Here is a 17,225-nt window from a genome sequence, read left to right as displayed (position 1 = left end):
GGATTAGTGAAGCTGAGTTTCGCCCGCGTCTAAGCAAGGGAATATGTGGCCCTCTGGACGGGATGCAGCCAACTTGTGTACTGGGCTGTTTCTCCTAGTGACTTCCTATTCACGACGTCCGGCAACACATGTTCGGCTTGATGCTCCACGTGCATGCGCCCACCGTCCGCGCGGACCTCGAGCGGGCCTCCGTGCTTTCGCGAGCCCCCAACTTTAATGTGACGACTAATGCCTGTGATACACGTCGTCGCCCAATCCGGCCGCCGGAGATTTACGTCAGCATCAGACGACCCCTGAGGCACGGAACGCATCGATCTCCTCCGCCGCGTAGCCGATTTCCCGCAGGACCTCGTCGGTATGCTCGCCAATCGTGGGCGGCCGGGTGTCGATGGCCGGTGGCGTGCGGGAAAGGCGGGCTGGAGGCGAAACGATCGGTACCGGGCCGTGCAACCCCGGGTACTCGATCCAGGTGAACGCACCGGATGCGCGGATTGAGGGGTCCTCGAGCGCCTCGCGCGGTGAATAGACAGGACCGGCAGGGATCTTGGCAGCCTCGAGTTCGGAAAGCGCCGCTTCGCGCGTGCGCGACGCACACCATTCCGACATCATCTTGCTCAACGCGTCGCCATTCTCTCCGCGCAGGAGGTCGTCCGAGAATCGCGGGTCGTTCATCAGATCCGGTGCGCCAACCATGCGCGCCCAGCGTTTGAAGAGGGATTGGCCAATCACCTGCACGATGATCCAGCCGTCTGCGACGCGAAAAATGTCGGACGGGCCGGCGATCGGACTACGATTTCCGGTGGCCTGGCGGTTAATCTGAAGCGTGGCCTCCTCGATGAGCACTCCGCTCGAGAGATTCAGCGCTGTCTGCAACAGGGACGCRTCTACCGATTGGCCTTTGCCGCTGCTACGACGTTCATATAGGGCCATGACGGTACCAAGCGCACTCGATAATGCGGTAGAAAAATCAACCACCGGCACCATAGCCTTCGTGGGACTGCCCGGTTGGCCGGAGATATGGACCGCCCCGCTCATCGCCTGGCCGATGCCGTCGAAGCCGACGCGGTGGCTCGCATCATCGTGCGTACCGAATGCCGTCGACGCGGTCAGGATGATATCGGGCTTGACGGCACTGATGGTCGTGTAGTCGAGACCGAGATTTGCGAGCGTATCTGGCGGCATGTTCGCGATCACGACGTCGGCCGTTTTTAGCAGACGCTGCACGATTCCCCGTCCACCGGGGCTGTCGACGTCAAGCGTGAGCGATCGTTTGTTGCGATTGACCTGCAGGAAAAATGCCCCTTCGCCAGTGTCGGTCACCGGCATGACGAAGCGATCTTCGCTACCGCCGACACGGTCAATGCGAATCACATCGGCGCCGAAGTCGGCGAGGAGTGCTGCACAGAAGGGGCCAGCGATATAACGGCCGAAGTCGAGGACGCGAATACCATCAAGTACCTTAGACATCATGTAATTTCCGTTGCCCTGGCGTTAGATCGCAACCTTCTGCGAGAATGCAGGGGCGCGCTTTTCTCGAAACGCCGCAACGCCCTCGATGACCTCGGGCCCGGAGAATCCGAGCATTTCAAGGGCAAGCGAAGCATCGAACGTCGGGCCCGCCTGGCGTAGCCAATTGTTCAGCGCGTATTTCGTCCAGCGAATCGCCGTCGGCGCCCCCTGGGCCAAGCGAGTCGCGATGGAAAGCGCGGTCTCCTGGAGCTCCGACTCGTCCACCGCGACAGACACTAGGCCCATCTGTTCGGCTTTTTCCCCACTAACCGGCTCGCACAACAGCAGGTGATACTTGGCTTTCGCCATACCGCACAATAGCGGCCAGACAATTGCGGCGTGATCACCGGCAGCTACGCCCAAACGCGTGTGTCCATCGACAAGTTTGGCTGTGCGCGCGGCGACGGGAATGTCGGCGAGCAAGGCGGCAACGAGCCCCGCCCCCACCGCGGAGCCCTGGATAGCAGAAACGATCGGCTTGGAACAGTTGACGATGTTGTAAACAAGATCCTTCGCTTCTCGCCAGACACGGGAACGCACTTCGAACGAGTTAATCATCGTTTCGACCATGTCGAAGTCGCCGCCGGCTGAAAAGGAACGTCCGGCGCCGCAAAGCAGTACCGCGCTAACTGTCTCGTCGGCATCGATATCGCGCCAGACGCGCGCGATCTCATCATGCCCGCGCTCATCGAGTGCGTTGAGCTTCTCGGGTCGGTTCAGTGTCACTCGCAGTACACCCGCTGCCGGACGGTCGAAGGCGAGTCGCGTGTAGGCTTTGTAGACAGGGTTGAAGTCGATGCCGTTCTCAGACATTTCATTTCCTTGAAGGATCGCCGTTGGATGCAGGGAGGGCGATCCGGGATGTGATGAAGTTAGCCGACAGATCGGCGAGAAGTAATCCCGCCGTCGACAGTGAAAATCGCGCCGGATGTGTAAGCAGACTTTTCCGAGGCGAGATAGACAAACAGGTCCGCGACTTCGTCGACCGTTGCAGCGCGACCAAGTGGATAGTTCGCGAGCAGTTCGGTATAGCGATCCGCGTCGCCGAGCAGGCGTTGCGCGTGCCCTTTTAGTACCTTGTTGATGCGATCGGTATCAACCGGCCCAGGGTTTACGCCGACCACGCGAATGTTATCGTCGGCGAGACTGCGGCCGCCCAGGGCTCGCGTAAACGCCATCAGTGCCGCATTCCCGGTCGTACCGGCAATGTAGTTGAAGTCGAAGTTCTCACCGCCGTTGCCAATGTTGTTCAATATCACGCCGCCACCTCGGGCCTTCATCACCGGGTACAGTGCGCGAGTCAGGTTGATGTACCCAAATACTTTCAATTCCCATCCCGCGCGCCAACGCTCCTCGTCGACATCCCAGAGGTTGCCTCCTGGAATGGCGCCTGCGTTGTTGACCATGACGTCAGTTGTCTCGCCGAACTGCGCGACTTCGGCCACAGCGCCGGGCAGCGTCATGTCGATCGCGAGGATGTCCGCCTCGACATCATGTTCCGCGGAGACCTTGCTTGCGATCGCGGCAAGCTTTTCCCCCGAACGCGCAACTAGCCGCAAATGGCAGCCTTCCCGGGCGAACGCCCATGCCAGACCTTCGCCAATACCCTGCGAGGCGCCGGTGATCAAGACGGTTTTGTCTTTAAGATTCAGGTTCATCTTCTCTTCCTCCCGGCGCTTTGACACCGAGTCGGTTCGTGAAAAGGCGGATTGCGCGTCAATGCTGCGCAGCGAGACGGATTTCCTCGATTGCAGCCGGATTGTCGAGCGATGACAGATCGCCCGCCGGCTGGTCGGTGTAGATGCTGCGGATGACGCGCCGCATAATCTTTGAACTCCTCGTTTTGGGCAGTTGGGTTACAAGATGCATCTGGCTCGGGCGAAACGGACGGCCCAGCCGCTCATCCACGTGTTGGGCTACATCTCGGCGCAATTTGACCTCGTCGCCATCCCAATATGGCGCCGGGATCAGGAATACGACGAGCTTCTGTCCCTTGACCGGATCGTCGACGCCGATGGCGGCCGCTTCGGACACCGCAGACAGCTCAAGAAGTACTTCCTCGATTTCCGCGGGGCCGACGCGCTTGCCCGCAAGCTTGATCGTGTCGTCGGAGCGACCGAGGAGAAAATAAGTGCCGTCTTCGCGCCTCATGGCGAGATCACCATGGACCCAGATGCCGGGAATTGCGTGCCAGTAGGATTCCAGATAGCGGGCGTCGTCCTGCCAGAACGAGCTAGTCATGCCCACGAAGGGCCGTCGAATCGCGAGTTCGCCCACCGCGCCGACAACAGGGTTGCCGCTTGCGTCGACGACATCGGCCTCGACCGACGGCGAGGCGGTGTTGAATCCGCCCGGACTGATCGGCCGCACCACCACACTCGATAGCAATGCCCCGGATACTTCTGTCCCGCCGGTGTAGTTGATCACAGGCCGATGTCCGCGTCCGAACGCGTGCTGGAACCAGGAGAAGTGCTCGGGATCGATACCCTCGCCGGCCGTGATCAGCAGACGAATCGACGATACATCACCTTGTGTCGCGATCCTTGCATTGGCGGCGAGACCACGAATCAGGGTCGGTGCGGAGCCGAAATGGGTCACGCGGTGACGCTCGATGAGCCGCGACATGCGCGACCAATCGGGAAAATCTGGGGCGCCGTCGTAACACACCAGCGTAGCGCCGCTTAGCAGCGCGCTCGACATGACCAAAGAGCCAGCGATCCACCCCATGTCAGCGGGCCAGCAAAAGACGTCGCCGCGGCGGACATCGAAATGAACGGCGGCGTCGTGAGCGATCTTCAGTGGAAAGCCACCATGGGTATGGACCGCGCCCTTCGGCTTTCCCGTGGTGCCCGATGTGTACACTATCATGAAGGGGTCGACTGGCGACATCCCCGCGGGCTCCGGCGACGGCGGCGCGGCCCTGGCGATGTCCTCCCATGCGACAACCGTCTCGTTGAAGGTGATGTCTTCGCCGGCATGCTTCCAGACAACCGTCTGGATCTCGGGCAATCTGGTCAGTGCTTCGGCAACTAACTTACGCGTATCGACCCATTTCCCCCGGCGGGAGAATCCGGTAGTCGCGATGAGCTTGCTGGTGCCGCACGATGAAAGACGGGACACGATTGCGTCGACGCCAAAGCCGCTGAACAACGGAACAGCAATGGCACCGTGCCAGGCTAAGGCGAGCATCGTGACCGTGGCCTCGACGCCATTCTCCATCAACAGCCCGACCCGATCGCCACGTTCGATGCCAATCAATGCCATGCCTGCGGCAAACGCCGCCACACGTTCCCTCAGTTCAAAAAAAGTTACGCGCTGTACGCTGCCATCCTCGCGCTCTGCAACGACAGCGGGGCGCTGGGCCATCTCGACGTCATCGGCCCACTTGAAGATCGACTTGACCCAGTTTAGGCGCCCCCCTGGAAACCAGTTGGGAAATTCAAGACCATTGGATGAGTCCAGATACGCGTCGTACTTGGTGTCCCACACCACGCCGCAGAAATCCAGCACGGTATCCCAGTAAGCCTCTGGCTGAGCATTGGAGAACGCCAGCAGTTCGTCGTAGCTGTCGAGACCAAGCCGCCGCATCAACGCAGTAACGTTTGACGAGGCAATATCGTCGGCCGTCGGTTGCCATGCATCCCTTAGATAGTCACTCATCGAAAATACACCTACAGAACACAAGATTCATTAAATGGAAAAGGGGCGACTATGCTATGCACCCCTGCCGGCAACGGCGTCTCCGACGCCTCGGCTCAGGGACTGATTCCTGAGATTTTCCCGCACCGCATCGCCGACTCCACGAGGACCACGCTGGCGTTGCCGCAGACGGTCACGCATACGACTTCGTGGCTACTAGCCGTCTTTGACTCGCTCTCGACGAGACCGCCGCACCGGGTCACCTTGTCACCAAAACGCGGGGCGGAAGGAATTGGAATTTGCCCGGGCCCACATACGTCTCGACGCCTCGATAGGGGACAGGATTTGACTACGTTGCCGATGCGCATCTGACTGGGCGTATCTCGTAGTGCAGGATCCTTGTAAACATTTCTCATTGCATGTCTCCGAACGTGGCGGCGCCACGTGTCGACCCGGCGCGTCTTTCAGACCAAAAGTCATTCACGGGCGGTTTCTGTTTTTCATCGTGCGCGACGCCTGATGGCAAGTCAATGTTCTCCCACATTGCGTTCCGTACTTTGAAAACTCTGGATTGAGCTGGGCTAGCCGCTCTGCATTGCCAGGGACCTCGTGTCGGGGCCACGCCATACACAGCGGTTTTTCGAAGTACGGAATGGTTCTTGACTTTGCATTGACGGAGGTATCGACGGACGTCCATTGTGGGAAAAGACAGATCACCCCCCTGTGCCTCGCGATCATTGCATTAGTGCTTCGCAACGCCCTTCTCCGCGAGGTCGACGAGGTCCAGCCCCACTAGCAGGAGACTTTCGCATGACCCAATCGTTACTTGCCCTTAAGCCTACAAAGCTATCATGACGATCGTTGGCGACATCGCGAGCCTGGACTTGGCAGGCTGGGTCCGCCCAGGCGACACCGTCGCCTGGGGGCAGTGCTCTGCGGAGCCCGTGACGCTCACGCGCCTGCTCATGGCACAACGCCACGCAGTAGGTGGGCGTTTCACTGTGTTCATCGGCGCCAGTTGGAGCGACACGCTGCAGCCAGCGTTCGAGGATGTGGTGGACTTCCGCTCATACTGCGGTACAGCTCAGAATCGGCAACTCGCCGAAGCCGGGGTTCTCGACATCTTGCCGGCTCATTATTCATCATTGGAGAAAGTGCTGACTGAAGGTCCGTCAAAGGTGGACGTGCTGCTGTTGCAGGTCGCGCCCCCGGATGCTGACGGCTGCTTCAGCCTGTCCGCGAGTCACGAGTATCTGGTGCCCCTTATCGATTCGGCGCGCGTGGTGATTGCGGAGGTCAATCAGCAGGCGCCATGGACCTACGGTCCACGGAGGTTGGTCAAGACGGACTTCGATCTGCTCGTTGAGTCGTCGCGGGCGTTGCCCGATGCGCCGGCAAGCCGAGCCGGGGACGTCGAGCTGGCGATCGCGTCGCATGTGCAAGGGCTCGTCGATGATGGCGCCACCGTGCAATGTGGCATCGGCGCCTTGCCGGAAACCGTGCTGGCAGCCCTGTCCGGTCATCGCGATATCGGGATTCACAGCGGCGCGATCGGCGACACTGTCGCGGAGCTAATGCGCCGGGGCGTGGTCACCAACGCCCGCAAAACGATCGACTTCGGCGTAACAATTGCCGGCACGATCATGGGCTCAGCGGACATTCATCGGTTTGCGCACCGCAATCGCGCTATCCAGTTCCGCGCCACGAGCTATACGCACGACATTCGCGTGCTCGAATCGATTGACCGGTTTGTGGCGATCAATGCGGCCATCGAAGTCGACATAAGCGGACAGGTCAACGCGGAAGTCGCGGGCGGACGGTATCTCGGCGCCGTCGGCGGCGCCATGGACTTCCTGCGTGGGGCGCGGCGTTCGCGTGGCGGCCTGCCGATCGTGGTACTGCCGTCGCGTGCTGGCCGGCATGCCCGGATCGTACCCAGGATTGCGGGACCGGTTAGCACGCCGCGCAGCGACGCCGCAATCATCGTGACCGAGTACGGCGTCGCTGACCTACGTGCGCTCACTCTTGCACAACGTATCGACGCGATGATCGCGATCGCGCATCCGGAGGATCGCGACGAACTTGCGCGCGCCACAGTGCCGGGCGCGCGGAAACCCACATTCAAGGAGATTTCATGAGACGAGCTGCCATTGTGGCACCCGTGCGCACCCCCGTCGGCACATTCGGCGGCAGTTTGCGCGGGGTTCCGGTTGAAGCGCTGACGAGTACCGTCATCCAGGCGGTACTAGCGCGCTCTGGCATTGATCCGGCGCGCATTGACGACGTGGTGTTTGCGCAATCGTATGCCAACAGCGAAACGCCTTGCATCGGCCGCTGGGCCGCATTGCACGCCGGGCTGCCGATCGCGGTGCCGGGCATGCAACTCGACCGACGCTGTGGAGGCGGCCTGCAGTCCATCGTTACTGCCGCGATGATGGTTCAGAGTGGAGCCGCCGATGTCGTTCTCGCAGGTGGAGTCGAGAGCATGAGCAATATCGAGTACTACTCGACCGACATGCGCTGGGGCAAACGCTCCGGTTCGGCGCGCCTGCTCGACCGGCTCGAACGTGGACGAGAGCGTTCGCAGCCTGAGGAGCGCTTCGGCTACATCTCCGGAATGCTAGAAACAGCCGAGAACCTCGCGCGCGAGTACGGCATTTCCCGGGAAGAAGCCGATGGGTTCGCCGCCCGGAGCCACGCGCGTGCGGCGGACGCCTGGGAGAGTGGGCGGTTCGACGATGAGGTCGTACCGGTCTCAATCCCGCAAAAGAAGGGTGACGAGCTGCTGTTTGCGCGTGACGAAGGTATCAGGCCCGGGACCACTGTGGAGTCGCTTTCCAAGCTGCGCCCGATCAGCAACGGTGGAACTGTGACGGCCGGAAACGCGAGCCAGCAGAACGATGCCTCAGCCGCGTGTCTCATCGTCGCCGAGGACAAGCTCGACGAACTTGAACTGTCGCCGATGGGGTACCTGGTCGGCTGGGCTGCGGCAGGGTGCGAGCCTTCGCAAATGGGCATTGGTCCCGTGCCTGCAGTTCAACGCCTGTTTGCGCGCACCGGATTCTCGTTTGATCGGATCGATCTTGTCGAACTCAACGAGGCGTTCGCCGTTCAGGTGCTCGCGGTCCTCAAGGGGTGGAAATGGAACGATCAAGAGCGGTTGAACGTCAATGGCTCCGGCATTTCGCTCGGCCACCCTATTGCCGCGACTGGGGTGCGCATGCTGGCTACGTTGCTGCATGAGCTGCGCCGCCGCGGAGCACGTTACGGCTTGGAATCAATGTGTATCGGCGGTGGGCAGGGCATGGCAGCAATCTTCGAGGCCGTGTAGAGACGCGTGCCTCTCGAGGTGTGAACAGAGGAGTGAGATTTTGAAAATACATGTCCCAATCAAGCCGGTGGTCGACTCTGATGTAAAGGTCCGCGTGATGGCGGACGGCGTGGGCATCGACCTCGCCAACGTCAAGATGGCGCAAATTCGTCGAAGCGCAGCTTTACGTGGCAGTTGGCATCTCCGGCGCGATCCAGCACCTGGCAGGCATGAGGGGCGCCAAGGCGTTCGTCGCGATCAACAAGGTCCCGATGCGCCCATCTTCTCCGTGGCCGACTATGGCCTCTGCACGGATCTGTTCGAGGTCGTCCCCGACCTAATGGTGCGCCTGTGAAATTTGGTGCATAGCACACGCCGCGCGTCGCGGACGGGCCCTGAGGTTCCATTCAAGTTGTATTTACGGCGCAGAAAAAAGCGCCCTAGCCCACCCTAGATTTTGGAGACAAACAAACATGAGCAATTCCGCAGGTATGGAGGGTAGCCTCGAGCGGACAGGTTCCGAGCCGGCCCCGATGGCACGCGCGATCTGGTCGGCTTCGATCGGGACGGCCTTTGAATGGTATGAGTTCGCGCTATATGGCTCCTTGGCGTCCGTGCTGGCCCAGAAGTTCTTCTCGGGCGTCGACGCCAATACAGCTTTCATTTTTGCATTGCTGACGTTTGCAATCGGCTTCATGATGCGACCTTTGGGCGCACTTATCTTTGGCCGAATTGGCGACAGGATCGGGCGCAAGCGCACATTCGTCGTGACGATAAGCATGATGGGCCTAGCGACCGTCGGCGTAGGGTTGCTTCCGACATATGCAACGATCGGCATCGCCGCCCCGATTGCGTTGATTTGCATGCGCGTGTTTCAGGGGCTCGCGGCGGGCGGTGAATATACGGGCGCACTGACGTATGTTGCCGAGTACTCTACTGGGCGCCAGCGTGGCCTCAATATGTCGTGGACGACTGCATCGACTACCGCTGGCCTACTGATGTCGTTCCTCGTTATCCTGGGTGCCCGGGAGATCTCCGGCAGCGCCTTCGATGTGTGGGGGTGGCGCATACCGTTCGTCGGTTCGATCTTGCTGTTGGCTATTTCGCTCGGCCTTCGTCTGAAGATGAAGGAATCGCCCGCATTTGAGAAGTTGAAGGCCTCGAGAAAACTATCTAAGGCGCCCATCAGGGAAGCGTTTCTCGACCCTGTGAATTTGCGCCGCATCGTCGTAGCCTTCGCGCTCTGTGCAGGCATGACTGCGATGTACTACATGGCGGCCCTGTATCCGACCTACTTTTTGACGCAGACGCTGAAAGTCGATCCCAAGACCGTCAATACCGTGGTGCTGTTGGCGACGGCTGCCTGCCTACCTGTATTCCCCTTGTCGGGATGGATCTGCGATCGCATCGGACGCAAGTACTCGCTGCTCATCGGCTTCATGGTGACCGCGGCGATTGTAATGCCTACTTACAAAGGGCTGGCACATTACGCCAATCCGGCACTCGCTTCAGCGCAGGCGAACGCACCGGTCACTCTGCAGACGAATCTGGACAGCTGCTCACTGATGTTCAATCCGGTTGGCAATCGGAAATTTACGTCACCATGCGACGTCTCAAAACAGCTACTGTCTAGTGCCGGCATCAGTTATTCGCTGGCGGAAGCCCCTGTCGGTGGGGCGACAATGATTCGGGTTGGCAGCGGCATTGTCGAGGCGTACGACGCAGCCGGCCTCTCCGCGGACGAGGCCAAAGTGCGGAGCACGGGCATGTCTACCGACCTGCGAAAGCTCTTAATTGATCAAGGCTATCCAGAGAGAAGCGATCCTTCCGCGTTCAACGGCATCATGGTCTTTCTGCTGTTGGTAATCTTCTTTAGCTTCGCGATTCTGTCAGTGATGACAGTGGGTCCGGCGCTTGTCGAGATGTTCCCGACGCGAATTCGATACACGTCGATGTCGGTCCCGTACAACCTGGCCACGGGCTGGGTTGGAGGATTGCTACCGACCTTCGTCTTTGGGATATCAGCGCAGACCGGCAGCATCTTCTCGGGCCTTTGGTATCCGATCTGCTGGACGATTGTTTCGCTACTGGCTTTGATCTTCTTCAAGGAAACGCGCGACATCGACATCACCGCCCAGGATTGAGAGACTTGGGGCACCTGAGCACGACGCATTCCGGGGCCTGTCAGTTTCTTTGTGCGCAGGACAGTTAAAGGCTCACCATCATTTCGTCCGGTGAGCCAGCATTATCTCAACAATGTGGATGTGTGAACCGTTCCTCGTAGAGGATCCCAAACTGGTTCATGGCAGCCTTCCAGTCATGCGTTGAATTGCCCCACTTCCCGGTGATGTTGCGCAGGGCCAGCCACAGTAGCTGGTCGCCGCCTCATCGCTGGGGACGTTTCCGAAGGGGTAGCGAGACTCCCCATGCGGCGAAAGAACAACGTTGGATTTGACGCGAAGCGGGCGCAATGTGCAGCGTGTCTTTGGCTGCTATGAATGAGGCTGTCCTCTCGCCGCGCCATCCTCTTTGCCCTAAGCCGTCACCCTGGCAGGGAACTCTTCACGGCCCGTACTATGGCTTGAACGCTGAGTTCGACGTCTGCCTCAGTAGTTGCCCAATTCGCAACGCTGATGCGCATTGCGGGGCGGCCTTGCCACAGCGTCCCCCCACACCAGCAGACGCCTTCAGCCTGGAGCGCATTGATCACTGCTCGCGTCGCCTCGGGCGATCCAAAGGATACGAGCACCTGATTAAGCACGACATCATTGAGTATTTCGTATCCGTGGCTCGAAAGACCGTCAGCGAACTGCCGTGCAAGGCTGCAAAATTGTCCAACGAGATCTGAAATGCCGTCGCGACCGAGGTGCAGCAACGCAGCCCATATCTCGACGCCGCGCGCTCGTCTGGAGGATTCCGGTGTGTAGTGGGAGGGTTCACGCCCATCCTCGACGCCCTCTGATAGGTACGCCGCACTCGCTGACATTGCTGCCCGTAGATCCGCTGCGTTTCGAACAAGGACGATGCCACTATCATAAGGAACATTGAGCCACTTATGACCATCCGTCGCCCATGAATCTGCCTCAGCCAAGCCGGCTGTCAACGCACCGAAATCCCGATTCGCAAGTGCCCAGAGACCGAAAGCACCATCAACATGGACCCAGGCACCGAACTCTCTTGCACGACGACAGACTTCCGCCGCCGGATCGAAGTCACCGGTGTTCACGTTACCAGCCTGGATGCAGACAATTGTACGGCTATCGAGCGCCGGCATACTATCGACTTTGAGCCGCCCGCGGCGGTCAGTCGGGACCCGAATAACACGTTCGCGTCCGAGGCCGAGTAACGAAAGCGCCTTTAACACCGTCACATGAACTTCTTCACTAACAACAACGCGGAGTTCGGGCGCGCCATAAATTCCTTTAGCTTCCACGTCCCAACCCAAACGCGAAAGAAGCGCGTGGCGTGCGGATGCCAGCCCGGTAAGGCTGGCCATTGACGCGCCACTGACAAACGCCCCTGCGACTCCTTCTGGCATACCGAACAATTCGCGTAGCCATTGCAACGACACGTCTTCTAGAGTCGCCGCAATCGGAGAAGTCCATCGGAAGCATGCATTCTGGTCCCACGCCGTCGCAAGCCAGTTCGCCGCAACGGTAGCTGGCAAAGCACCGCCTATCACCAGGCCAAAATAACGTCCACCTACGGTGGCGACAGTCGCAGGAGATCCGATCTCATCGAGGCGCCGTAGGACTTCGATCGAGTCAACGCCTTTTTGCGGTAGTGCATGCCTAAGTTCGTCGAGACGGCGTATGGCCTCGGGTGAGGCTATTACCGGCCGACTTTTTACTGACTGCAAATATGATGTAGCTCTTTCACAGGCGGCTTGCAAAACTCTGTATACCGACGAGTCTTCCATAGAAACTCCATATCTTTCCGGTGTACTAGACGCGCGCGTTTGATTCTGGCGCCGTTTTCTGCGCCCCTGGCCTCAACCACCGTTCCGTCGCACTGACATTGGAAAAGCGCTTGAAGAAGGATACGGGAAATACAAGTAGCTACCCGGCAGCGTCCTATCTATTTAATGCTTGCGCCGCGAGCATGTCGGACAAGGCGCAGCAACCAACCCGCACACGACTCCAAGTACTCGTCAGCTTTTCGCCCTGGGTATCGAATGCCTAGTTTGATTGTCAACTCTTGCCCGTTAAACCACGACTCCACTCCCTCCAAGGCTTCGTCATCATCAAGCATGTTTTTCATGTTCTCTGAATGCCTATTATTCTGTATTTGCTCATGACCGGCATGCACAATCTGCTCCTAGAAATCATCGGCCGCCGTTGATGCGGCTTGAGGGAGAGAGGAATACTGTTAGGTGGAATGTCTAGTTCTAGGCTCAGAGTTTGGCGAAACTCTGGCCAGAGGTTGGCGATGCCATATTGCCTAGCCATCTATTGGAATATGTTTTCGCAGGCTATGTACGGCTGCGGTACGAACGAAGCCACGAAAACTGCAGTATCGACCCCAGCACAAAAATACCCAGCCACGCCGCAAGCGCGCCACGTACGATGGGGGACTCGGGACCACTCGCTATGGGATGACTAGCCGGTAGCCGCGTCAGCGTCTCATTGATCCCGGGGACTAACAACAGAAAGAAGCTGAACGTGAATGCGAACTGGGAAAGGTATCGCCGTGCACCACCCAAGAACCCTATCCGCGGAACGAATAGGCCGCCCAATACCGCAATAAGTGCCGCGATACCCAGTGCGTGGCCAACATTGAAGCCGCCTGTACTGGACAAGCCAAACGATGTGAGTACCGAGACCACCATTCCGGTCAAGTAGATCTTGGCGGACTGGGTAGTGCTCTCAATTCTTTGGTATCGGGCGAAGCTATAGAGACCCGCAGCGAAGGTCGCCAAGCTGAGAATGGTGTGACCCGCGCCCAACGCGGAAATGGGATGAGGCATAGGACAATGACTCCTTCTGAAGGTAAAGCCCTGATCGCCGTAACGCTGGCGGCTGGACGAATGCAGGGCGGCAATTATTGTTTCCCAAACAAACAACCGACTAGTTGGTCGATAAAACAACTCAAAAAATGAGCGCCGTAGCGCCCGCCTCCATGAGGGATGCTCAACTCAACGCGCTCAAGCGACCAATTGCCACTCGCGAAATGGCCTGAAACGAGTCCGCGTTGCCCAAGGCCCGTGCGGTCAACATCGCACCGTGTACCGTAGACATAAAGGTCTGAGCCTCGACAAACGCGCTGTCGCACAGCTTGAACTGAGACCTTGCCACCCCACTGTCCAGAACTGTCGCTATCCAAGTCGTCAAGTCGTCGAAATAACCTCTAACCTGATCCACGATCTCTTGCGGGATCATGGGCAATTCTGCGGCGAGCATGGCGCAAATACACATTGTCGATGTGCCATCGCGGATGCATTCCGTCCAATAGTTGACGTAGGCCATCAATCGCGCCAAGGGATCCTCAATATTCCGATCGAGAGCCGCCAATCCTTCCCGAGCCTGCTGGCGGTGTCGCGTGACCACTGTCAACACCAAGTCCGCTTTGCTCGGAAAATGATGATGAATGCTGGGCTTGCCGATGTGCACCAGTTTGGACAGATCCGCATAGCTGAACCCGTGATAGCCGCCTGCGGCGAGCAGTTGCTTAGTGTGCTCTGCAATTTCGGTCGCACGGGGAGACAGATCAGCGCTCATGCCTATTCATTGGAGGGACTCATAACGCAAGAACAATGTTTCATGCGCGCACTTGGTATCTATACAACATCAACCAATCTACTAGTTGGTCGGGTTCGTGTCAATCCTTCGAGCGCAGTTATTGAATGCAGGGATAACGTCGCCCGGCCGCTAGGGCGGCCTTAAGCATCCAGACGCAGAACTGGCGGGATGATCGATCGGTGCGCAGCTGCTCGACCAGTGTAGCCAGGACGGAATTGTCGAGCGATTGCACGGCATACCACAGGCCCACACGTCGCGACACTTCGAAGCCCAGATAGGCCGGATCTCGACACCCGGACGGCCGCGCACCAAGGACTCAGGCGCCACGCAAGCCCCCAATCCTGCGGAGACCAAGTCTATGGCCAAGCATAGTGTTTCCGCGTTCGCCGCGGGCACGCTCGCCGCCGCGCCATAGTAGGGTAAGAGCCGCCGGCGCGTCGGATGATTCGGATAAACGATCCACGGCAAGGCGCAAGCGCCGCAACCCGCAGGGGCCGTCAGTAGATAGGACTCGACGAACAGTTGCAAGAACAGTTCGTCCTCGCAGCGCCCGTCTTCGGTCGACAGGCGGGCGTCTCCCTTGCAGCGATCGAGCAGATTGATGCAAAGCGCTTGCATCGCTTGTCGCGCAAATCAAGGCACAGCGACGCGCCTTCCTACTTCACGCGACAACCTGACAGGCGTGCCGCCCCAGGGTTGTAGCCCCCAACTGAACGCTTGACGGCGCACCACAGCCCGGCGAGTCATCCAAACGCCCCACGCGCCGCCAAAGCTAGTCGCGCTGCTGCATATGGCCTCCCCAATTGCCTGCACCCTGTTCCAGTACGCCTGAGGCGTACATCACTCAAGACCGCTAGCAGCTCCTCCCACCAAGCGGCAACTCGCGTGCATGTGCCCCATGCATCTCTTGACACTCGGTTCTGATGAGTTATTATCTATTATCTATTATCTATCAAATACGGAGCAGCCCATGACCCAAGTGACCGTTACCCTCGACGGCGCCACTCTCACTCCCGACGAAGTGATCGAAATCGCACGCAACCATGCCCGAGTTGAGTTGTCCGCGCACGCCCGGCGAGCACTTCGCACGACACGCGCTCACATTGAGGAGAATTGGCTCAACGATTTCGCTCCCCTGATGTACGCGTTCAATACTGGCGTTGGAAGTCTCAAAAATCGACGTATTGGAAGCGAAGAGATCTCGGAATTTCAGAGGAATCTTGTGCGCTCTCACTCTGCAAGCACTGGGGAGCGCATGCCATCCGAAGTCGTACGGGCCATGATGGCCATGAGGGCCAACGCCTTCGCCAGTAATCACTCAGGTGTTAGAGAGACGATTGTTGATAGGCTGCTCGCGATGCTGAATCACGACATCATCCCCGTCATCGCGGCCAAAGGAAGCGTAGGAGCGAGTGGGGATCTCGCGCCGCTCGCCATCATGAGTGCCGCGCTCATGGGCATGGCTGAGAGCAAGGTCGAGTTCCAAGGCGACGTTATCCCAGCCTCAATCGCTTTCGAACGTGCGGGGTTGGCACCGACCATGGATGTGCACGCAAAGGACGCAACGGCTCTCATCAATGGATCCACAGCTTCCCTAGCCTATGCAGTCTTGGCCGCACACGACGCACGGTCACTATTGACCGACGCCACTATCTCGCTAGGCATGACACTTGAGGCATTGCGCGGAGAACTGTCCTGCTTCGAAGACCGCGTCATGCTGGCTCGACCACATCGTGGTCAACGGCGCGTCGCCGCCGCGATACGCAATGTCGTTTCGGGCAGCGGTCGGTGCACAGAAGCGGCCCGACAAGTTCAGCTCCAGGCCTCCCAGGAAGCTGTGATTGAACCCCGCATTCAAGACGCATATTCCTTACGCTGTGCGCCGCAGGTCTATGGACCTGCGCTAGACGCACTCGATTACATCGATACCATTCTCAAAGCGGAAATGAACAGTGCAACGGACAATCCGTTGATATTTTCCGACCTAAAGGGAGGATACGATGTAGTTTCGGGTGGCCATTTCCATGGCCAATATATTGCGCAAGCAATGGATCTTCTTGCCTTGGCAGTAACTGATGTAGGCGCTATTTGTGACAGGCGGAGTGCCCGCCTCATCGACCCCGCTTGCAATTTTGGCCTACCTACTAACTTGATCGCTCAGCGGGCCGGAATAAACACTGGCTTCTCAGTTGTGCAAAGCATGGGTACGGGTCTTACTCTCGAAAATGTAGGACTATGCAGCCCCGCCAGCACAATTAGTTTGCCAGCAAAGGGAAACACCGAAGATCATGTGAGCAATTCTTGCTTTGCCGCCCGTCGGACTCGGACGGTAATTCAAAATACGCAGGCGATTGTCGCGGCCGAGCTGCTGATCGCCGCACAGGCGTTAGACCTGTCTGAGCCCCGTCTTAATGAATATCCACTTGGAATTGGTACCGCGGTAGCGCTTCAGGCTCTTCGGGAGAAAGTTCCAGCGACACTCGAAGACGACAGATGGGTGTATGACGATTTGGAGGCAATAAAAGCGATGGTGATCGATGGCACGTTTAGAAATGCTGTCGAGTCCGTTTGCGACCTTCTATTTTAATGACACCTTAATTAACCTCAGTGCKAGCTTCAGATGGATGCTTCAACAGATCTGACATTGCAGGAGCGGATTGCAAAGATAGTGGCCGATCGCATCGTCAAGGGTGAATTGATGCCAGGAGAGTGGTTACGCCAAGACACGATCGCACACGAGTTCGCCATCAGTCATGTACCAGTGCGTGAAGCATTTCGTCGACTCGAATCGCAGGGACTCGTGCTCAGCGAACCCCGCAAGGGCGTCAGAGTTGCGCATCTCGACGAAACATCCATCGTGGAAATCACAAGGATGCGAGCAGCATTGGAAACCTTGGCGCTGCGGGTAGCAGTACCGCTTATCAGGGACAGTGATATCGCTGACGCAGCCACAGCAATCGAACGCGGCAACCATGCCTCGGATATCGAGGAATGGGAAAGCTGTAACCGCGCTTTTCACGGAGCATTGA

12 protein-coding genes and 2 pseudogenes are annotated in these 17,225 nt (G+C 58.6%); 7 read left to right on the top strand and 7 right to left on the bottom strand.

Annotation, left to right across the window (positions count from 1 at the left end):
- Window positions 1-282 precede the first annotated feature (282 nt).
- From AC1DK4_RS31890 to AC1DK4_RS31875, 4 genes are read right to left on the bottom strand one after another with little or no spacing between them, the layout of a single operon-like run.
- Window positions 283-1,470 (bottom strand): CaiB/BaiF CoA transferase family protein, encoded by a 1,188-nt coding sequence (locus tag AC1DK4_RS31890; RefSeq protein WP_441622609.1) that lies wholly within the window; start codon window positions 1,468-1,470, stop codon window positions 283-285.
- A gap of 21 nt (window positions 1,471-1,491) precedes the next feature.
- Window positions 1,492-2,322 carry an enoyl-CoA hydratase/isomerase family protein gene (locus AC1DK4_RS31885; RefSeq protein WP_441622607.1) on the bottom strand — a complete coding sequence of 277 codons (831 nt, stop codon included), beginning with the start codon at window positions 2,320-2,322 and terminating at the stop codon, window positions 1,492-1,494.
- A 59-nt stretch (window positions 2,323-2,381) separates the two neighbouring features.
- Complete coding sequence (locus AC1DK4_RS31880; RefSeq protein WP_441622605.1) at window positions 2,382-3,167, bottom strand: SDR family oxidoreductase; 786 nt, start codon at window positions 3,165-3,167, stop codon at window positions 2,382-2,384.
- Between the two features lie 58 nt (window positions 3,168-3,225).
- Window positions 3,226-5,169 (bottom strand): AMP-binding protein, encoded by a 1,944-nt coding sequence (locus AC1DK4_RS31875; RefSeq protein WP_441622603.1) that lies wholly within the window; start codon window positions 5,167-5,169, stop codon window positions 3,226-3,228.
- Window positions 5,170-5,999: 830 nt separating this feature from the next.
- On the opposite strand from AC1DK4_RS31875, the gene AC1DK4_RS31870 reads away from it, so the two are divergent.
- From AC1DK4_RS31870 to AC1DK4_RS31855, 4 genes and pseudogenes are all read left to right on the top strand, one after another.
- Entirely contained in the window at window positions 6,000-7,286 is a 1,287-nt protein-coding gene (locus AC1DK4_RS31870; RefSeq protein ID WP_441622601.1) for an acetyl-CoA hydrolase/transferase family protein, read from the top strand.
- Window positions 7,283-8,479 (top strand): acetyl-CoA C-acetyltransferase, encoded by a 1,197-nt coding sequence (locus AC1DK4_RS31865; RefSeq protein WP_441622599.1) that lies wholly within the window; start codon window positions 7,283-7,285, stop codon window positions 8,477-8,479. Before AC1DK4_RS31870 ends, AC1DK4_RS31865 begins: the two co-directional genes overlap by 4 nt.
- Window positions 8,480-8,622: 143 nt before the next feature.
- Window positions 8,623-8,813 (top strand): annotated as a pseudogene (locus AC1DK4_RS31860) (FAD-binding protein); the annotation flags it as partial.
- 118 nt (window positions 8,814-8,931) lie between these two features.
- A complete protein-coding gene (locus tag AC1DK4_RS31855; protein WP_441622597.1) occupies window positions 8,932-10,602 on the top strand; it encodes an MFS transporter in 1,671 nt (556 codons plus the stop codon).
- Window positions 10,603-10,708: 106 nt separating this feature from the next.
- On the opposite strand, the pseudogene AC1DK4_RS31850 reads toward AC1DK4_RS31855, so the two are convergent.
- Together AC1DK4_RS31850 and AC1DK4_RS31845 are read right to left on the bottom strand one after the other, a co-directional pair.
- A pseudogene (locus tag AC1DK4_RS31850) lies at window positions 10,709-10,863 on the bottom strand (IS256 family transposase); the annotation flags it as partial.
- Window positions 10,864-11,000: 137 nt separating this feature from the next.
- Window positions 11,001-12,377 (bottom strand): pyridoxal phosphate-dependent decarboxylase family protein, encoded by a 1,377-nt coding sequence (locus tag AC1DK4_RS31845; RefSeq protein ID WP_441622595.1) that lies wholly within the window; start codon window positions 12,375-12,377, stop codon window positions 11,001-11,003.
- 846 nt (window positions 12,378-13,223) lie between these two features.
- On the opposite strand from AC1DK4_RS31845, the gene AC1DK4_RS31840 reads away from it, so the two are divergent.
- Window positions 13,224-13,556: a hypothetical protein gene (locus AC1DK4_RS31840; RefSeq protein WP_441622593.1), complete on the top strand. Its 333-nt coding sequence runs from the start codon at window positions 13,224-13,226 to the stop codon at window positions 13,554-13,556.
- A gap of 31 nt (window positions 13,557-13,587) precedes the next feature.
- Here the strand turns inward: AC1DK4_RS31840 and AC1DK4_RS31835 are convergent, their stop codons facing one another.
- Window positions 13,588-14,175, bottom strand: a complete 588-nt coding sequence (locus AC1DK4_RS31835; protein ID WP_441622591.1) for a TetR/AcrR family transcriptional regulator — start codon at window positions 14,173-14,175, stop codon at window positions 13,588-13,590.
- A 991-nt stretch (window positions 14,176-15,166) separates the two neighbouring features.
- Here AC1DK4_RS31835 and AC1DK4_RS31830 point away from each other — a divergent pair.
- Window positions 15,167-16,783 (top strand): HAL/PAL/TAL family ammonia-lyase, encoded by a 1,617-nt coding sequence (locus tag AC1DK4_RS31830; RefSeq protein WP_441622589.1) that lies wholly within the window; start codon window positions 15,167-15,169, stop codon window positions 16,781-16,783.
- A 33-nt stretch (window positions 16,784-16,816) separates the two neighbouring features.
- Window positions 16,817-17,225, top strand: a 409-nt coding sequence (locus tag AC1DK4_RS31825) for a GntR family transcriptional regulator (protein WP_441643572.1), incomplete at its 3' end; no start/stop codon positions are given.

The organism is Cupriavidus sp. 05N38 (genome assembly GCF_056397345.1).
This window is presented reverse-complemented; position numbering and strand designations above follow the sequence as displayed.